We start from the raw sequence: 18068 nt of genomic DNA, 5'->3' as shown, positions 1-18068 counted from the left end.
TGACAGATATCAGCTATTGACGCGCTCGAAGATCTTTTCGATCTTTTCTTTCAGCACTTGTGCGGTGAAGGGCTTGACCACATAGCCGTTCACACCGGCCTGGGCCGCTTCGATGATCTGCTCGCGCTTGGCTTCGGCAGTCACCATCAGCACCGGCAGGTGCTTGAGGCGGTCATCGGCGCGCACCTGGCGCAACAGGTCGATGCCGGACATGCCGGGCATGTTCCAATCGGTGACCAGGAAATCGAAGTTGCCGCTGTGCAGCATCGGCAACGCAGTCACGCCGTCATCGGCCTCGGCCGTGTTGGTAAAACCCAGATCGCGCAACAGGTTCTTGATGATCCGCCGCATCGTCGAGAAATCGTCAACGATGAGGATTTTCATGTTCTTGTCCAATTCGACCTCCAAGCAGTCTTAAACGCGCCCAGCACCTGGGCACGCATTCAATCAAAAGCGGTTATTTACTTCGTGACTGCAGCGCAGTGTGCGCATGCGGTTTGCGCTCGGCCCTGAGCATTTCACACAGCCTTCAACGCGCTCGCCATTCCCCCAAGCGCCCGCGCAGACGCGCGGCACACTGGCTATGCAACTGGCTGACCCGGGACTCGCTGACGCCCAGAACCTCGCCGATTTCCTTGAGGTTCAGTTCCTCGTCGTAATACAGGGCCAGCACCAGGCGTTCGCGTTCCGGCAGGTTGGCAATCGCATCGGCCAGTGCCGCCTGAAAGCGTTCATCCTCAAGATCACGCGAAGGCTCGAGCGACGTATTGGCGCCATCCTCATGCAGCCCTTCATGCTCGCCGTCCTGCAACAGGTCGTCGAAACTGAACAGTCGGCTGCCCAATGTATCGTTCAAGATTGCGTAATAATCATCGAGACTCAATTGGAGTTCGGCCGCAACCTCGTGATCTTTAGCGTCACGTCCGGTTTTAGCTTCGATTGAACGAATTGCGTCACTCACCATGCGGGTGTTGCGATGCACCGAACGTGGTGCCCAGTCGCCCTTGCGGACCTCGTCGAGCATCGCCCCGCGAATGCGGATCCCGGCGTAGGTCTCGAAACTGGCCCCCTTGCTGGAGTCATACTTGGTCGACACCTCGAGCAAACCGATCATCCCGGCCTGGATCAGGTCTTCGACCTGAACGCTGGCCGGCAAACGTGCCAGCAAGTGATAGGCAATGCGTTTGACCAACGGCGCATAGCGTTCGATCAATTCATACTGCGAGTCACGCGAGGCCCTGCTGTACATCCGATAGCCGCTCGCACTCATGATACCGGTCCTGCATGGGTCCGCTGCACGAGGCGCTCGACGAAGAACTCCAGATGCCCGCGCGGGTTGGCCGGCAATGGCCAGGTATCGACCTTCTGCGCAATGGCCTTGAATGCCAGCGCGCACTTGGAACGAGGGAAGGCTTCGTAGACAGCTCGCTGCTTCTGCACGGCCTTGCGTACGCATTCGTCGTAGGGCACCGCGCCCACATACTGCAAGGCGACGTCCAGGAAGCGATCGGTGACCTTGGTCAGCTTGGCGAACAGGTTGCGCCCTTCCTGCGGGCTTTGCGCCATGTTGGCCAGCACCCGGAAACGGTTCATCCCGTAGTCGCGGTTAAGCAGCTTGATCAGTGCATAGGCATCGGTGATCGACGTCGGCTCGTCACAGACCACCAGCAAGACTTCCTGGGCCGCACGGACGAAACTGACCACCGAATCGCCGATGCCGGCAGCCGTGTCGATCACCAGCACATCGAGATTGTCGCCGATGTCGCTGAAAGCCTGGATCAGGCCTGCGTGCTGGGCCTGCGACAAATGCACCATGCTCTGGGTCCCGGACGCCGCCGGCACGATACGAACGCCGCCAGGGCCCTGCAACAGGACATCGCGCAGCTCACAGCGCCCCTCTATGACATCGGCCAGGGTTCGCTTGGGGGTCAACCCCAGCAGGACGTCGACGTTCGCCAGCCCCAGATCGGCGTCCAGCAGCATGACTCGCCGGCCAAGCTCTGCCAGGGCCAGGGACAAGTTCACTGACACGTTAGTCTTGCCGACGCCACCTTTGCCGCCGGTCACCGCGATCACCTGTACGGGATGCATGCTGCCCATGTTCGTTTTTACCTTGTCTTACTTAGACCGAGGCCACATGACTGGCTGCGCTTTCAACACCTTGAAAAATGCACGGCAGACCATCGATGTAGGTAGATTGCAACGTCTTCATATTCACCTCAGCCAACACGCTTGTTCGGGCTGTGGTAGAGATCAGCGAACATATCGGCCATGGCCTCTTCGCTGGGCTCCTCCTGCATTTGCACGCTCACTGCGCGACTGACCAGCTGATGCCTGCGCGGCAGATGCAAATCGTCCGGAATGCGCGGGCCATCGGTTAGATAGGCGACCGGCAATTGGTGACTGATAGCCAGGCTCAGCACTTCGCCGAGGCTGGCGGTTTCGTCCAGTTTAGTCAGGATGCAGCCGGCCAGCCCGCAACGCTTGTAACTGTGATAAGCGGCACTGAGCACCTGCTTCTGACTGGTCGTGGCCAGCACCAGATAGTTCCTGGCCTTGATCCCACGCCCGGCCAGGCTCTCGAGCTGCATGCGCAAGGCCGGATCGCTGGCCTGCAGGCCGGCGGTATCGATCAGTACCACGCGCTTGCGCAGCAGCGGCTCCAGCGCCTGGGCCAGGGACTGGCCGGGGTCGACATGGGTGACCGACACATTGAGGATTCGCCCCAGGGTCTTGAGTTGCTCCTGGGCGCCGATACGAAAACTGTCCATGCTCACCAGCGCCAGGTTCTGCGCGCCGTACTTGAGCACATAGCGGGCGGCCAGCTTGGCCAGGGTGGTGGTCTTGCCCATGCCGGCCGGGCCGACCATCGCGATGATCCCGCCCTCTTCGAGCGGCTCGACCTCGGGCGTGGCGATCTTGCGCGCCAGGTGTGCCAGCAGCATGCGCCAGGCGTGCCGCGGCTCTTCGATCTCGCAGGTCAGTTCCAGCAGCTCGCGCGACAAGGGGCCTGCCAGGCCGATGCGTTGCAGGCGACGCCAGAGGTTGGCCTGCTGCGGCTTGCAGCCTTGCAGCTGGGTCCATGCCAACGAGCCGAGTTGTACTTCGAGCAGTTCGCGCAGGCCGTTGAGTTCCGAACGCATCGATTCGAACACACGTTGATCGACGGCGGCCGAAGCCGGCGCAGCAGCGGCCGGACGGGGCGGCGGCTCATCGAAGTGCGGCTCGACCAAAGGTTCGGAAGCGGTCAGCGGCAAGCCGGCAAACAATTGGCGGTTGGTGGTCGCATCGCTGTCACCCCGGGTGCTCAATTCGGCCTGGGCCGAGACGATGCGCGACTGGGTCTTGCGCAGCTCGTCTTCGAGTTCGACATTTGGCACCCGCGGCGCCAGCGCAGACAGTTTGTAGTCCAGCGCTGCCGTCAGCTCGACACCGCCAGCAATCCGCCGGTTGCCGATGATGGCGGCATCAGCCCCCAGCTCATCACGAACCAGCTTCATGGCCTGACGCATATCGGCGGCGAAAAAACGCTTAACTTGCATAACCCCCTACCTCAGCCGTTGGGCCCTACTGTCGCAACGATGGTGACTTGCTTGTTATCGGGTATTTCCTGGTAGGCCAGTACATGCAGATTCGGTACGGCCAGGCGGCCGAATCGCGACAGCATCGCACGTATCGGCCCTGCCACCAGCAGGATCGCCGGCTGGCCTTGCATCTCTTGACGCTGGGCCGCTTCGATCAACGAACGCTGAAGCTTCTCGGCCATGCTTGGCTCCAGCAGAACGCCTTCTTCCTGACCCTGGCCGGCCCTCTGCAAACTATTGAGCAATATTTGTTCCAACCTTGGCTCAAGGGTGATCACAGGTAGCTCGGACTCAAGCCCGACAATGCTTTGCACGATAGCGCGACACAATCCGACGCGCACCGCAGCGACCAGCGCGGCAGTATCTTGACTCTTGGCGGCATTGTTGGCGATGGCCTCGGCAATGCTGCGAATATCGCGCACCGGCACCTGCTCGGCCAGCAGCGCCTGCAGCACCTTGAGCAAGCCGGACAGCGAGAGAATGCCAGGCACGACTTCTTCGGCCAGTTTCGGCGAGCTTTTGGCCAACACCTGCAGCAGTTGCTGAACCTCTTCGTGACCGATCAGCTCATGGCAATGCTTGTGCAGGATCTGGTTCAAGTGCGTGGCGACCACGGTGCTGGCATCGACCACCGTGTAACCCAGCGACTGCGCCTGGCTGCGCAGGCTGACTTCGATCCACACCGCATCCAGACCGAAGGCTGGATCCTTGGCGGTGATGCCATTGAGGGCGCCGAATACCTGACCAGGGTTGATCGCCAGCTCGCGCTCCGGATAGATCTCGGCTTCAGCGAGAATCACCCCCATCAGTGTCAAGCGATACGCGCTGGGCGCAAGGTCCAGGTTGTCGCGAATATGCACCGTGGGCATCAGGAACCCCAGGTCCTGGGAGAGCTTCTTGCGCACCCCCTTGATCCGCGCCAGGAGTTGACCACCCTGATTGCGATCGACCAGCGGAATGAGTCGGTAACCGACCTCCAGGCCTATCATGTCGATCGGGGTGACATCATCCCAGCCCAGCTCCTTGGTTTCCATGGCGCGCTGGGGCGAAGGCAGCAGGTCCTGCTGACGCTGGACTTCGGCAAGCGCCTGGACCTTGACCATGTTCTGCTTGCGCCAGACCAGATACGCAGCGCCGCCGGCCACCAGCGCCAGGCTGATAAAGGACACATGCGGCATGCCCGGCACCAGCCCCATGACCAGCATCAGGCCGGCGGAAACGGCCAGGGCCTTGGGCGAGTCGAACATCTGCCGATTGATCTGCTTGCCCATGTCTTCGGAGCCCGAAGCCCGGGTTACCATGATGGCGGCAGCAGTCGACAACAGCAGTGATGGCAATTGCGCCACCAAACCGTCACCGATGGTCAACAACGCGTACACCTTGCCGGCATCGGCAAAGGTCATGTCGTGCTGGAAGATACCGACGGCCATACCGCCGATCAGGTTGATGAACAGAATCAACAGGCCGGCAATAGCGTCGCCGCGCACGAACTTGCTGGCACCGTCCATCGACCCATAGAACTCGGCTTCCTGGGCCACTTCCGTACGCCGACTCTTGGCCTGGGCCTGGTCGATCAGGCCGGCATTGAGGTCGGCATCGATCGCCATCTGCTTGCCGGGCATGGCATCGAGGGTGAAGCGCGCGCTGACCTCGGAAATCCGCCCGGCGCCCTTGGTGACCACCACGAAGTTGATGATCATCAGGATCGCGAACACCACGATACCGACCACGTAGTTACCGCCGATCACGACCTCGCCGAAGGCCTGGATCACCTTGCCGGCAGCGGCGTGGCCATCATGCCCATGGAGCATCACCACTCGCGTGGACGCTACGTTCAGGGCCAGGCGCAGCAGGGTCGCCACCAGCAGAATGGTGGGAAATACGGCAAAATCCAGCGGGCGCAAGGCGTACACGCAGACCAGCAACACGACGATGGACAGTGCGATGTTGAACGTGAAGAACACGTCCAGCAGAAACGGCGGCACCGGCAACATCATCATCGCCAGCATGACCAACAGCAACAGCGGCACACCCAGGTTGCCTCGACCGAGGCCGACCAGGTTGCTGCGGGCAGTGTTGATTAATTGAGAGCGATCCACCGGTCTTCCTCGTGAACTCAAGCAAACTTTTGACGCCAGAGGCGTTGCAGCAGCTGCCATTGCAAGAAGCTTTCCAACTCTTGCGGGATGTTCGGAGGAATCATGGATTGCCTGTCAGGGCCTCATCGCTGGCAAGCCAGCTCCCACAGTAGCCGGATCTCTGTGGGAGCTGGCTTGCCAGCGATGAGGCCCTATCGGCCGCTAGAGAATCAGGAATCGCGACGCAGATCCGGCGGAATCGGCAAGTCCTTCAACGGCTCCGGCGGCTTGCCCTTGCCGGCGCGGTATTGGCGAATCTGATAGACATACGCCAGCACCTGCGCCACCGCCAGATAAAGCCCCGCCGGAATCTCCTGCTCAAGCTCGGTGGAGTAGTAGATCGAACGCGCCAGCGCCGGCGATTCAAGCAACTGGATATTGTGCTCGCTGGCGATCTCGCGAATCTTCAAGGCGATGAAGTCGCTGCCCTTGGCCAGCAACACCGGCGCACTCCCCTTCTCCGGGTCGTACTTGAGCGCGACCGCATAGTGAGTCGGGTTGGTGATGACCACGTCGGCTTCAGGGATCGCCGCCATCATTCGTCGCTGCGACATTTCACGCTGCAATTGACGGATGCGCTGCTTCACCTCCGGACGGCCTTCAGTGTTCTTGTGTTCGTCGCGCACTTCCTGCTTGGTCATCAACAGCTTCTGACGGCTTTGATAGAGCTGCAACGGCACATCCACCGCCGCGATCAACAACAAGCCACAAGCCATCCACAAGGCGCTCCAGCCAACCACCTGAACACTGTGAATAATCGCCAGGTCCAGGGGCTCGTGGGCAATGGCCAGCAAGTCATCGCGATCCGAAGAGAGCACCAGCAACGCCACCAGCAATATGACAAAGAATTTCGCCAGCGCCTTGAGCAACTCTGTCAGTGCATGCGTGGAAAACATCCGCTTGAGCCCGGAAAGGGGGTTCATCCGACTGAACTTGGGTGCCAGCGAGCCTGTTGCGAATAACCAGCCACCCAATGAAATGGGCCCGACCACCGCAGCGATCAACATCACCAGCAGCAGCGGCTGCGCCGCCACCAGGGCCATTTTCCCGGAGGCCAGCAGGAACAGGGCCATCGAGCGCTCATCGACGATAACTTCACGCGACAGGGTGAAATTGATCCGCATCAGATCCATCATCATCTGCGCCAGGCCACCGCCGAATACCAACAGGCCGCCTGCGCCAGCCAGCATCACGGCCAGGGTGTTGAGCTCCTTGGAGCGCGCAATCTCGCCCTTTTCGCGCGAGTCCTGCTTGCGCTTCTCCGTGGGGTCTTCTGTTTTATCCTGACCGCTTTCGCTCTCTGCCATTTGTCAGCGCGCCCGGGACAATTCACGCAACCACTGCAAGGCTTCGGAAGCCAGCGGTTGGTATTGGTTGAGGATATCGGCCAGGCCAATCCAGAGGATGACCAACCCCAGCACCAGCGTCAGCGGGAAGCCGATGGAGAAAATGTTCAACTGCGGCGCCGCCCGCGTCATGACACCGAAGGCGACGTTGACCACCAGCAATGCGGTGACCGCCGGCAACACCAGTAACAATGCCGCCCCCAGCACCCAGCCCAGCCTTCCTGCCAGATCCCAGAAGTGATTGACCAGCAGCCCGCTGCCGATCGGTAGCGTCGTGAAGCTTTCGGTGAGCACCTCGAACACCACCAAGTGGCCATTCATGGACAGAAACAGCAACGTCACCAGCATCGTGAAAAACTGCCCGATGACCGCGACCGACACGCCATTGGTTGGGTCGACCATGGAAGCGAAGGCCATGCCCATCTGAATCGCGACGATTTGCCCGGCGATGACGAATGCCTGAAAAAACAGTTGCAGCGAGAAGCCGAGCAACGCGCCGATAATGATTTGCTCAGCGATCAGCATCAAGGCGCTTAGATCGAGCGCGCGAACCTCAGGCATCGCTGGCAAGCCAGGCACAATGACGACCGTGATCGCCAGGGCGAAATACAGCCGAATTCGCCCCGGAACCAGCGGAGTGCCAAATATGGGCATCGTCATCAGCACGGCCGTCACGCGAAACAGCGGCAGGATGAAACTCGCCACCCAGGTGCCGATCTGGCCGTCGGTCAGCTGCAACAAGGACATGGCTCAGCCGATCAACTGCGGGATACTGCCGTACAGCGACAGTATGTATTCCATGAACGTCTGCACCAGCCAGGGCCCCGCCACGATCAGGGTGACCAGCATGACCAGCAGGCGCGGCAAAAAGCTCAAGGTCTGTTCGTTGATCTGGGTCGCCGCCTGAAACATCGCCACCAGCAGCCCCACCAACAGGCTGGGTATGACCAGCACGGCCACCATCAAGGTGGTGAGCCACAACGCGTCACGGAACAGATCGACTGCCACCTCAGGTGTCATGGTGTATTCCTCGCAAGATTCCGAACACCTATACGCCCCCGAAACTGCCGGCCAGCGTACCGATGATCAGCGCCCAGCCATCGACCAGCACGAACAGCATGATCTTGAACGGCAAGGAGATGATCAGCGGCGACAGCATCATCATGCCCATGGCCATCAACACACTGGCCACGACCAGGTCGATGATCAAAAACGGAATGAAGATCATGAAGCCGATCTGGAAGGCCGTTTTCAGCTCCGAGGTGACAAAGGCCGGTACCAGGATGGTCAACGGCGCCTGGTCGGGGCCGTCGATGTCGGTACGTTTGGACAGGCGCATGAACAGGTCCAGGTCGCTTTGGCGGGTCTGCGCCAGCATGAAGTCCTTGATCGGCACCTCGGCCTTGGCGATCGCATCCCGGGCGCTGAGCTTCTCGTTGATATAGGGCTGCAAGGCATCCTGGTTCACCCGGTCGAACACCGGCGCCATGATGAACATCGTCAGGAACAGCGCCATGCCGGTCAGGATCTGGTTCGACGGCGTCTGCTGCAGGCCCAGGGCCTGGCGCAGGATCGAAAAGACAATGATGATCCGGGTGAAACTGGTCATCAGCATGACGAAGGCGGGGATAAAACTCAGCGCCGTCATGATCAGCAGGATCTGCAGGCTGACCGAGTACTCCTGCTGCCCATCGGCACCACTGGACAAGGTAATCGCCGGGATCGACAGCGGATCGGCGGCCAGCGCCAGCGGCGCTGCCAACAGCAACAGCAGCGTCAACAAAATGCGCAACGCGCCCATCACTTCTTGTCCTTATGATCCTTGCCCAACAGCTCCATCAGGCGCTGGGCGAACTCGGGCGTGGCCTGCTGGGCAGTGGCTGGCACCTCGACCGGCTGCGCCATGACATGCAAGGGGGTGATGCGCCCAGGCGTGAGCCCAAGCAGGATCTGCTCGTTGCCCACCTGCACCAGCACCAGGCGGTCGCGCGGCCCCAGCGCCCGCGAAGCCACCAGCTCGATGACCTGCCCGCCACGCGGTGCGACCTGTTGCACCCGTCGCAGCAGCCAGGCGAGGAAGAAGATCAGCCCCAGCACCAGCAGCAGACCCAGCACCAGCTGGGTCAACTGCCCGGCCACACCGTCAGTGGTTGCCGGGGCGACCGCCGGGGCGTCCGCTTGCCCTGCCAGCGCGGTCAACGGCAGGCACACCAGAATTGCCAGTAACCTGTTCACTCAGCGCAGCTTCTTGATACGTTCGCTTGGGCTGATCACGTCGGTCAGACGGATACCGAACTTTTCGTTGACCACGACTACTTCACCATGGGCGATCAGCGTACCGTTGACCAGCACGTCCAGCGGCTCGCCGGCCAGCCGGTCGAGTTCGATCACCGAGCCCTGATTGAGCTGCAGCAGGTTGCGAATGTTGATGTCGGTGGCCCCCACCTCCATGGAAATGGTCACCGGAATGTCCAGGATCACATCCAGGTTCGGGCCCTCGAGGCTCACGAATTCGTTGTTGCGCGGCATGCTTGCGAACTCTTCCATCGGCAGCCGCTGGGAGGACGGCACATCCGCGGCCAGCAAGGCATCGATATCGGCCTGCCCGCCTTCACCGGCCTCGCCCAGGGCGGCAGCCCACTCATCGGCCAGAGCCTGGTCTTCGGCAGAAGTTGTTTCGTATTCGTTAGCCATCAGAAGTCCTCGACGGGCAGAAAATCAAGTTGAATGCCGCAGCGCCAATCAGCGGCGCTCGATCGGCTCGACAATTTGCAGCGCCAGGTTGCCCTTGTGGGAACCCAGCCTGGCCTTGAACGACGGCACGCCATTGGCGCGCATGATCAGTTCGTCCGGCAACTCGACCGGAATCACATCGCCCGGCTGCATGTGCAGAATGTCACGCAGGCGCAACTGACGGCGGGCGACGGTGGCGCTCAGCGGCACGCTGACGTCCAGCACGTCCTCGCGCAGGGCCTTGCTCCAGCGTTCGTCCTGGTCGTCCAGGTCGGACTGGAAACCGGCATCGAGCATCTCGCGCACCGGCTCGATCATCGAGTACGGCATGGTCACATGCAGGTCGCCACCGCCCCCATCGAGTTCGATATGGAAGGTCGAAACCACGACCGCCTCGCTCGGCCCGACGATGTTGGCCATGGCCGGGTTCACTTCCGAGTTGATGTACTCGAAATTGACTTCCATGATCGCGTGCCAGGCTTCCTTCAAGTCGATGAAGGCCTGATCCAGCACCATGCGTACCACGCGCAATTCGGTCGGCGTGAACTCGCGCCCTTCGATCTTGGCGTGGCGACCGTCGCCACCAAAAAAGTTGTCCACCAGCTTGAACACCAGCTTGGCGTCGAGAATGAACAGTGCCGTGCCGCGCAACGGCTTGATCTTGACCAGGTTCAGGCTGGTCGGCACGTACAGCGAATGGACGTATTCGCCGAACTTCATCACTTGCACGCCACCGACGGCCACATCGGCCGAACGCCGCAGCATGTTGAACATGCTGATGCGGGTATAGCGTGCAAACCGCTCGTTGATCATCTCCAGGGTCGGCATGCGTCCGCGCACGATCCGATCCTGGCTGGTCAGGTCATAGCTTTTGACGCTGCCAGGCTCGGCGGCATTCTCGGTCTGAACCAACCCATCGTCGACACCATGCAAGAGGGCATCGATTTCATCCTGGGACAGCAGGTCCTGCACGGCCATGTCGTGTTCCTACTGCAGTACGAAGTTGGTGAAGAGCAATTGGTCAATGACCACTTTGCCCAGTTCTTTCTGTGCGACTTCCTGCACGCTGGCAGTCGCTTTCTGACGCAGCATTTCCTGACCGACCGGCGTCGCCAGGCCGTCGAAACTCTGGGCGGAGAACAGCATCACCAGGTTGTTGCGAATCAGCGGCATGTGCACTTTCAAGGCGTCCAGCGCCGCCCGGTCCCGCCCTTGCAAGGTGATGCTGACCTGCATGTAGCGTGGGCGACCGTTCTGGTTGTAATTGGCCACGAAGGCAGGCGTCAGCGCTTCGTAAACCGCAGCAGCCTTGGCATTGACCGCCACTTCAGGAGCAGCCGCCGGCTTGCTGTCGGCCTTGTGCAGAAAATACCAGGTCGCGCTCACGGACAGACCGACAGCCAGCAGCAAGGCCAACACCACCAGAAGTATCAGCTTGAGCCTGCCTTTGCCGGCGGGGTCTTTCGATGCGTCGCTCTTTGCCATGCCAATAATCCGTCGCTATTCGAGTGTTCACAGTCACACGAATTGGCTGGAGCAAGTGTTATGCCAGAACGGATGGATCACCCTCTTGAACGCGACCGCGCTGCGGTCGCAGGATAGAACCGGATCAGGCGTAGTAGTCCACTGCGCTTGAGCCCAGTACTACGCTTGGGGTGTCGGCTTGAGCCACTGCGTCAACGCCTTCGACAGGCTCGCCACCATCAGCGCGTCGCGCAGAGGAAGCACCGCCGCGCGAAGCCTCGCGGCCCTGCTCCTGGCCCCGGGATTGATCGGACACGCTGACGTCCAGCCGCCCCAGCCCCTGCTCGGCGAACATGTCCTTGAGCCGATGGACCTGCCCTTCGAGCGCTTCGCGAACGCCGGCATGGCCACTGCTGAACGCGACCTGCGCGGGCTGATCCGCTGTCAGATTGACCCGAATGTCCAGCCGGCCGAGTTCAGCGGGCTCCAGTTGAATATCGGCCGACTTCAGGCTCTGGCTGGACAGGTACATGACCCGGTTGACCAGGCCTTCGGTCCAACCGCCCTGATGCATGGCCAGCGGCTGATTCAATGGCGCGGCCACGGGCACGGCATTGGCCGACTTGGGGGTAGCCGCCTGGGTCAATGCAGCAAGGCGGTCGGCAAAGTTATCGACCCGGGTGTCGCTTGAGGCCCCCTTGAGGTCCTTGAGGCCGTCGTCGAGCAAACCACTGAAGGATTGTTCACCGGGTTCCGCGCCCGTGCTGTCGGCGGCCTGTTTGTCGAGCATGGCCGCCAAGCCATTGACAGTCCCCTGCCCCGGCATCGCTTCGGGCTGCCCCGCATCCGCCGACTGGCTCGCCGCATGGGCCGAGGTGGTTCCCAGGGCCTGCGCCGATTGCTCCAGCGCCAGGCGTACCACCGGCAGGTCCGCCAGCGGATCGCTGGAGGGGTCGAAAGCAGGCTGCACCTGCTCCTGTGTCGGTGCCTGAACGGTAGCCGCCAGGGCTGCCGGCGCGGCCGGTGGCGTCACGGTTGCCGCCTGCAGCAGTTGCGCGTCAAGCAGGACGCTGGCGGGATCGCCGTCCACCACTCCCGGCTCAGTGATGCAGGCCAAGTCATCGGCCACTGCCTGCACCGCATCGGCAGGCAAGGCGTTGCCGCCAGCGGCAACGCCTGACTGTTCAGCGGCAATGCCTTGCTCGTCGGTATCGCCGGAAGATCTGTCGGCAACCTTGTCGCGCGCCGCCGTGCCGGGCGCATCCTTGACCGCAGCGGGCTTGCCCTCCGATTGCTGCGCATAGACCTCGGCGAAACCGGACGCCTTGTCCTTGCCCGCATCGGCGACCTTGTCGGGTGAGCTGGCGCCGACTGACTGTGGTCTGGCCACAGAGGCGGACTGCAATAATGGATTGGAAGCGAGCGGCATGAATGGTCTCCTCTGTACACGGCGCATGGCACAGTCGAGACAGACAAGGCAAAAACCGGGCCAGCCGCTGAAAAACCGATCAACGCACCGGGCTTGAGGGAAAGCGCCGGCGTTCCTCGCGACAAAGTTTCAGAACGAGGGCGACCTCCTGATCAATCCTGTTGAGCAGGTACTCCACGCCACGCAGGGGCTGTTGCGTTATACACACTTCCATCTGCCGACACAGGTCGGCCAGCTTCACGGCCCCCATATTGCTGCTGCTGCCCTTGAGGGTATGGGCAGCCTCGCCAAGCTCCTGGACGGTCTTGGCTTTTTGCAATTGCCTCAGTCGCTTTTGCGAATCGTCGAGAAAGGTATCCAGCAACAACGGGTACTCATCCTCCATGACGTCCTGCAAAGCTCTGAGCACGTCGTAATCGAGATGCTTCACTTGTTCACTCCTTGATCAAGCCGGGATTATGCCAGAGCTTCCCAGGCAAACTCTACGCGCGCAACTCGACCACCGTCAGTCCAGTGGGCATTGCTGCTCAACTGCCGTATCAGGTCCAGCCCGCGCCCGGACAATCCTCGTTCGGCCTGCGGCCGCGCCAGAACCTGGCGCACGTCAAAGCCCTTGCCGCTGTCCTGGACCTCGATGCACAACTGCCCGCCCAGCGCGTGAGGCACGACCTGCAGGTGCAGGCGCACAAAACCGCTTTGCAGAAGCGCCAGCCGATGGTTGCGCTCTTGATAGTAGCGGGTAAACCCGGCGACATCGCGCTTGAGGCTGGAATCAAGCCCGAGCACCCCGTGCTCCAGGGCATTGGAATAGAGTTCGGCCAGCACGCTGAACAGCGCGCCACTCTGGGCTCGCAAGCCGTGAATTTCCTGCAGCAGCTGCAACAAGTGGGGCACAGGGTTGAATCGCTTGAGGGTCTCGGCACGCAATTCAAAGGTCATCGACCAGTCCAGCGGGCTCGATGCACCGCTATCGGAATAGACCAGCGGGGGCGGCACGAGCACGCCGGGTTCGACCATGCTGATTTCGACCATGCTGACATCGTCACGGGTTTTACCGCCAAAGGTCGCCAATGCCTGAAGGATGTCCTCGAACAATAACTCCGGTTGCCGATTGGCAGTAAAGACCTGTTGTAAACGCTCGACACCAAACAATTGCTCCTGCGCATTACAGGTATCGATCACGCCATCGGACAGCAGGAAAATCCGATCGGCCAATGCCAGCGGCACTACTTCGGTCTTGTCATCGAAACGCTCGGGCGGCAGGATGCCCAGCGGCAAATGCCGCGATACCAGTGGCACGCGCTCATCGGTGGCCACGCGGTGCAGGTAGCCATCGGGCATACCCCCGTTCCACACCTCTACTACCTGCTGCTGGAAACGCAGGCACAGCAAGGTCGCACAGCAGAACATGTCCACCGGCAGGATCCGCTTGAGCTTGGCGTTCATTTCGCGCAGGGTCTCGGCCAACCCATAGCCCTTGGCCGTCATGCCGTAGAAGACTTCCGCCAGGGGCATGGCGCCCACCGCCGCCGGCAGCCCGTGGCCAGTGAAGTCACCCAGCAACACCTGCATATCGCCAGCGGGGGTGAATGCCGCCAGCAACAGATCGCCATTGAACAAGGCATAAGGCGACTGCAGGTAGCGGATATTCGGTGAGCTCAGGCAACCGGAGTGCGCCACTTGATCGAACACCGCCTTGGCGACACGTTGCTCGCCGCGCAGGTGTTCGTGATGACGGGCAAGCTGGTCGCGTTGCTCCAGGACCGTGGCCTGCAAGCGTCGCAAGCGGTCCATTGCCTTGATCTTGGCGCCCAGGACGATCTGGCTGTAAGGCTTTGTCAGAAAGTCGTCACCGCCAGCCTCCAGACAGCGCACCAGCGTTTGATCGTCGACCGACGAGGTGAGAAAGATGATCGGCACCAAGGCTTCGCCCGCCAGCGCCTTGATCCGGCGCGCAGCCTCCAGGCCGTCCATCACCGGCATCATCAAGTCGAGCAGGACCAGCTGCGGGCGCTGCTGTGAAAACAGCGCGACGGCCTGCGCGCCATTTTCGGCGGCCAGGACAACATGGCCCTGACGCCGGACGATGCCCGACAGCAGCAAGCGGTCGGCAGCATTGTCTTCGGCGATCAGTACCGTCAACGCGTCGAGGGTCGACATGGTCAGGTCAACGGATGTCGAACAGTTTTTCGAAATTGGAGATGGCGAGAATCTTTCGTACATCCGAATTGGGGTTGACCATGCGAATGTTGGAATCCTCGCCACCGGCATGATCGCGGAGCAAGAGAAGCATGCCCAGTGCGGAACTGTCGAGATAGGTGGCTTCTTTCAGATCGATGACGATCGATTTTGACGTGCAGTCGAGGCACTCGTAAGCCTCGCGAAATTGCTGATGCTTGCCGAAGTCGAATCGACCCTTGATGGTGATGGTCAACTCGCTCCCATCCTGGGACAAATCAGTTTCTACGGCCATGGTGTGTGCTCCCTGGTGTTGGCAGTTCCCTACCGTGGAGGTTTAGCAGCCTGTCGCGGGTGCAGCAACGCACCCTGGCAATTACCCGATCAGAAGTGGTCATGCCGGGGCAGGCGCTGGGACAATTCGTCGAGCAGTTTCTGTTCACGCTTGTCTTCGATTTGCCGCGCCTCGTCGATATAACGCTGGACCAGCTTGCGCAGGCCTTCGACCCGGGCATAGGCCTGCTGCCAGGTGCCCCGGGCATTGCTGAGGTTGTTCTGGTGCCAGGCCAGGCTTTGCTTTTGCTGGGCTACGGCGGTTTCGAGCTGGTTGAGAAAGCGTTGATAGTTCATCAGCCACAACCCGGAAACGCCCTTGCTGCCCTCGGTGATCCATTGCTGTTGATAATCGGCGCGAAAGCGGTCCAGTTCGGCCAGCTTGGTTTCGGCCAGGCTGACCTGCCCCTGGAAATGCCCTAGGCGCTGGGCGGCCTTGCGCTCGGCGTCTTCGGCCATTTCGACGACCGGGGTCAAGCGTGCCGCACGGCTTTGGGCCATGACCGCTTACCCCTTTGCCGCCGGCGCAAAGATCGACGAAAGCTGTTCGCGACTCTGCTGCAGGCTCTCGTTGTCGTGCAGCCCCTGGCGCAAGAACTGCACCAACGATGATTGCAGCGAAATGGCCAGGTCGGTTTCCCGGTCGCCACCGGCCACGTAGGCGCCGACGCTGATCAGATCGCGGCTCTGCTGCAGGCGCGACCAGAGTTGCTTGAAATGCTGGGCGCGACTCATCTGCTCGGGGCTGACGACCTGAGGCATGACCCGGCTGATCGAGGCCTCGATGTCGATGGCCGGGTAGTGCCCCTCCTCGGCCAAGCGTCGGGACAGGACGATATGCCCGTCAAGAACGCCCCGCGCCGAGTCGGCAATCGGGTCCTGCTGATCATCGCCTTCGGACAAGACGGTATAGAACGCCGTGATCGAACCGCCGCCGGCTTCGGCGTTACCGGCTCGCTCCACCAGCTTGGGCAGCTTGGCGAACACCGAAGGCGGGTAGCCTTTGGTCGCCGGCGGTTCGCCGATGGCCAGGGCGATCTCGCGCTGGGCCTGGGCGAAACGGGTGAGCGAGTCCATCAGCAACAGGACGTTCTTGCCCTTGTCGCGGAAATATTCAGCGATACGCGTGCAATACATGGCAGCGCGCAGACGCATCAGCGGTGCATCGTCAGCGGGTGAAGCCACCACCACCGACCGCTTCAGGCCTTCTTCGCCCAGAATGTGTTCGATGAATTCCTTGACCTCCCGGCCCCGCTCGCCGATCAGCCCGACCACGATGATGTCGGCCTCGGTAAAACGGGTCATCATGCCCAGCAGCACGCTCTTGCCCACGCCGGTACCGGCGAACAGGCCCAGGCGTTGACCACGGCCGACGGTCAACAGGCCGTTGATGCTGCGAATGCCCACGTCCAGCGGCTGGCTGATCGGGTCGCGCTTGAGCGGGTTGATGGTCGGGCCATCCATCGGCACCCAGTCTTCAGCCTTCATTCCGCCCTTGCCGTCCAGGGCCCGACCGGCGCCGTCGAGCACACGCCCGAGCATGCTCATGCCCATGGGCAAGCGACCGGTATCGGCCAGCGGTACGACACGCGCCCCCGGCGCAATGCCGGCGACGCTGCCCACTGGCATGAGGAACACTTTGCCGGCGGAAAAGCCCATGACCTCGGCTTCGACCTGTACCGGATGGTAGCTGTCGTCGTTGATCACCAGGCAGCGGCTGCCCATGGCCGCACGCAGGCCTTCAGCCTCCAGGGTCAAGCCGACCATGCGCAACAGACGCCCTTCGACCACGGGCTGGCCGGGCAGGTCGACGGCACCTGCATAGGCATCCAGGCGCTTGCCGAAACTGGTGCGGTCAAGGCGCATCGGGGTTGTCCAGGTCGATGGTCAGATCCGCAGCCGCCGGGTGCAGGTTCTGGTCATGCAGCTGGTCGAACAGTTGTGCCAGGGCCTGCTCGATCCGCGTTTCGATCGTCGCGTCGATGCGGCTGTGCTCGGTTTCGATGCGGCAGCCGCCGGGCTGCAACGCTTCGTCTTCGAGAAGGCGCCAGCTTTCTTCATGCCGCTCACGCAGCGCCTTGACCAGCTCGAAGTCTTGCGGGTTGACATGAATGCGGATGTTGTCGGCACCCATTGGCAGCAGCTTCAGGGCCTCGCGCAGCACATGGACGATCTGGCTGGAGTCGCTGCGCAGCTCGCGCTGGATCACCTGACGGGTGATATGACTGACCAGGCTGATCAGCGACTTTTCGATCTGGGTGTCCTGTTCGGCAATCGGTTCGAGCAAATTCGCCATCAGCGTTTCGAGCCGGCCAAGCTTGGCCGCAAGCGCTACTTCCGCTTCCTGGCGGACTTTGAGCGTGGTGCTGTGAAAGCCCTCTTTCTCGCCGGTGGCAAAGCCCTCGTTGTAAGCTTCCTGACGAATGCTTTCGAGCTCTTCGAGAGTCAGCGGCTGGACTTCCTCGAGCGGGACCTCTTCGATTTCTTCCTCGAAGGGTGGCTCGGGCTCGGGCTCCGGTTCAGGCTCGGGCTGGTGCGGATCGAAGCTGGGCAATGACCAGACATCGAAGGCCCCGACATCCCTGGCGCGAATCAGCTCACTCAAATGCTCGTTGTTCGACATGATTCCACGCACTCAAAGTTAATACATCGCCGCCTCTGTAGCCGCGGCCGCTAGGGCTGCCTGGCGATCTTGAGATTTTGCGCGCGCTTCGCACGCGAGCGCAGCCTAGCGGCAGCGGCTACAAATGTTCGACTCACCTCGGTCGGCGTAGCCGCTGCCGCAGGCTGCGCTCGCGTGCGAAGCGGGCGCAAGATCTTGAAATCGCCGGGGAGCCCCTGCGGGACTCCAGCTGGTGCGCCA

General features: G+C 61.5%; 20 protein-coding genes. All 20 read right to left on the bottom strand.

Annotated features, from left to right (window positions below; genetic code table 11):
* Positions 1 to 9: 9 nt before the first annotated feature.
* A complete protein-coding gene (locus NVV94_RS07805) occupies positions 10 to 384 on the bottom strand; it encodes a chemotaxis response regulator CheY (RefSeq protein ID WP_258446633.1) in 375 nt (124 codons plus the stop codon).
* 145 nt (positions 385 to 529) lie between these two features.
* Positions 530 to 1273 (bottom strand): RNA polymerase sigma factor FliA, encoded by a 744-nt coding sequence (gene fliA, locus NVV94_RS07800; RefSeq protein ID WP_258447642.1) that lies wholly within the window; start codon positions 1271 to 1273, stop codon positions 530 to 532.
* A complete protein-coding gene (gene fleN, locus NVV94_RS07795; RefSeq protein WP_258446632.1) occupies positions 1267 to 2100 on the bottom strand; it encodes a flagellar synthesis regulator FleN in 834 nt (277 codons plus the stop codon). The genes fliA and fleN overlap by 7 nt, the downstream gene beginning before the upstream one ends.
* A gap of 119 nt (positions 2101 to 2219) precedes the next feature.
* Positions 2220 to 3542, bottom strand: a complete 1323-nt coding sequence (gene flhF / locus NVV94_RS07790) for a flagellar biosynthesis protein FlhF (RefSeq protein ID WP_258446631.1) — start codon at positions 3540 to 3542, stop codon at positions 2220 to 2222.
* Positions 3543 to 3553: 11 nt separating this feature from the next.
* A complete protein-coding gene (gene flhA, locus NVV94_RS07785; RefSeq protein WP_258446630.1) occupies positions 3554 to 5683 on the bottom strand; it encodes a flagellar biosynthesis protein FlhA in 2130 nt (709 codons plus the stop codon).
* Between the two features lie 209 nt (positions 5684 to 5892).
* Positions 5893 to 7029, bottom strand: coding sequence for a flagellar biosynthesis protein FlhB (gene flhB, locus NVV94_RS07780; protein ID WP_258446629.1), 1137 nt, complete (start codon positions 7027 to 7029; stop codon positions 5893 to 5895).
* Between the two features lie 3 nt (positions 7030 to 7032).
* A complete protein-coding gene (gene fliR / locus NVV94_RS07775; RefSeq protein WP_408733486.1) occupies positions 7033 to 7809 on the bottom strand; it encodes a flagellar biosynthetic protein FliR in 777 nt (258 codons plus the stop codon).
* Between the two features lie 9 nt (positions 7810 to 7818).
* Positions 7819 to 8088, bottom strand: a complete 270-nt coding sequence (fliQ, locus tag NVV94_RS07770; protein ID WP_258446627.1) for a flagellar biosynthesis protein FliQ — start codon at positions 8086 to 8088, stop codon at positions 7819 to 7821.
* Between the two features lie 28 nt (positions 8089 to 8116).
* Complete coding sequence (gene fliP / locus NVV94_RS07765; RefSeq protein ID WP_258446626.1) at positions 8117 to 8869, bottom strand: flagellar type III secretion system pore protein FliP; 753 nt, start codon at positions 8867 to 8869, stop codon at positions 8117 to 8119.
* Positions 8869 to 9303 (bottom strand): flagellar biosynthetic protein FliO, encoded by a 435-nt coding sequence (fliO, locus tag NVV94_RS07760; protein WP_258446625.1) that lies wholly within the window; start codon positions 9301 to 9303, stop codon positions 8869 to 8871. Before fliO ends, fliP begins: the two co-directional genes overlap by 1 nt.
* A complete protein-coding gene (gene fliN, locus NVV94_RS07755) occupies positions 9304 to 9762 on the bottom strand; it encodes a flagellar motor switch protein FliN (RefSeq protein ID WP_258446624.1) in 459 nt (152 codons plus the stop codon). It lies immediately after the preceding gene.
* Positions 9763 to 9810: 48 nt separating this feature from the next.
* Positions 9811 to 10779: a flagellar motor switch protein FliM gene (gene fliM, locus NVV94_RS07750; protein ID WP_258446623.1), complete on the bottom strand. Its 969-nt coding sequence runs from the start codon at positions 10777 to 10779 to the stop codon at positions 9811 to 9813.
* A gap of 9 nt (positions 10780 to 10788) precedes the next feature.
* Entirely contained in the window at positions 10789 to 11286 is a 498-nt protein-coding gene (gene fliL, locus NVV94_RS07745; RefSeq protein ID WP_258446622.1) for a flagellar basal body-associated protein FliL, read from the bottom strand.
* 124 nt (positions 11287 to 11410) lie between these two features.
* Entirely contained in the window at positions 11411 to 12694 is a 1284-nt protein-coding gene (locus tag NVV94_RS07740) for a flagellar hook-length control protein FliK (protein WP_258446621.1), read from the bottom strand.
* Positions 12695 to 12773: 79 nt separating this feature from the next.
* Complete coding sequence (locus NVV94_RS07735; protein ID WP_258447641.1) at positions 12774 to 13079, bottom strand: Hpt domain-containing protein; 306 nt, start codon at positions 13077 to 13079, stop codon at positions 12774 to 12776.
* A 71-nt stretch (positions 13080 to 13150) separates the two neighbouring features.
* Complete coding sequence (locus NVV94_RS07730; RefSeq protein WP_258446620.1) at positions 13151 to 14854, bottom strand: fused response regulator/phosphatase; 1704 nt, start codon at positions 14852 to 14854, stop codon at positions 13151 to 13153.
* Positions 14855 to 14861: 7 nt separating this feature from the next.
* Complete coding sequence (locus NVV94_RS07725; protein WP_258446619.1) at positions 14862 to 15167, bottom strand: STAS domain-containing protein; 306 nt, start codon at positions 15165 to 15167, stop codon at positions 14862 to 14864.
* Between the two features lie 89 nt (positions 15168 to 15256).
* Positions 15257 to 15706 (bottom strand): flagellar export protein FliJ, encoded by a 450-nt coding sequence (fliJ, locus tag NVV94_RS07720; RefSeq protein ID WP_258446618.1) that lies wholly within the window; start codon positions 15704 to 15706, stop codon positions 15257 to 15259.
* Positions 15707 to 15712: 6 nt separating this feature from the next.
* The gene (fliI, locus tag NVV94_RS07715) at positions 15713 to 17071 is read right to left on the bottom strand and encodes a flagellar protein export ATPase FliI (RefSeq protein ID WP_258446617.1); all 1359 of its coding nucleotides are present in this window, start codon (positions 17069 to 17071) and stop codon (positions 15713 to 15715) included.
* On the bottom strand, positions 17061 to 17831 hold the full coding sequence (fliH, locus tag NVV94_RS07710) for a flagellar assembly protein FliH (RefSeq protein ID WP_408733485.1): 771 nt from the start codon (positions 17829 to 17831) through the stop codon (positions 17061 to 17063). The genes fliI and fliH overlap by 11 nt, the downstream gene beginning before the upstream one ends.
* Between the last annotated feature and the right edge of the window lie 237 nt (positions 17832 to 18068).

The sequence above is a fragment of the Pseudomonas sp. LS1212 genome, from assembly GCF_024741815.1.
GTDB lineage: Bacteria > Pseudomonadota > Gammaproteobacteria > Pseudomonadales > Pseudomonadaceae > Aquipseudomonas.
The sequence above is the reverse complement of the archived record's forward strand: the minus strand, read 5'-3'. Positions and strand labels throughout refer to the sequence as shown.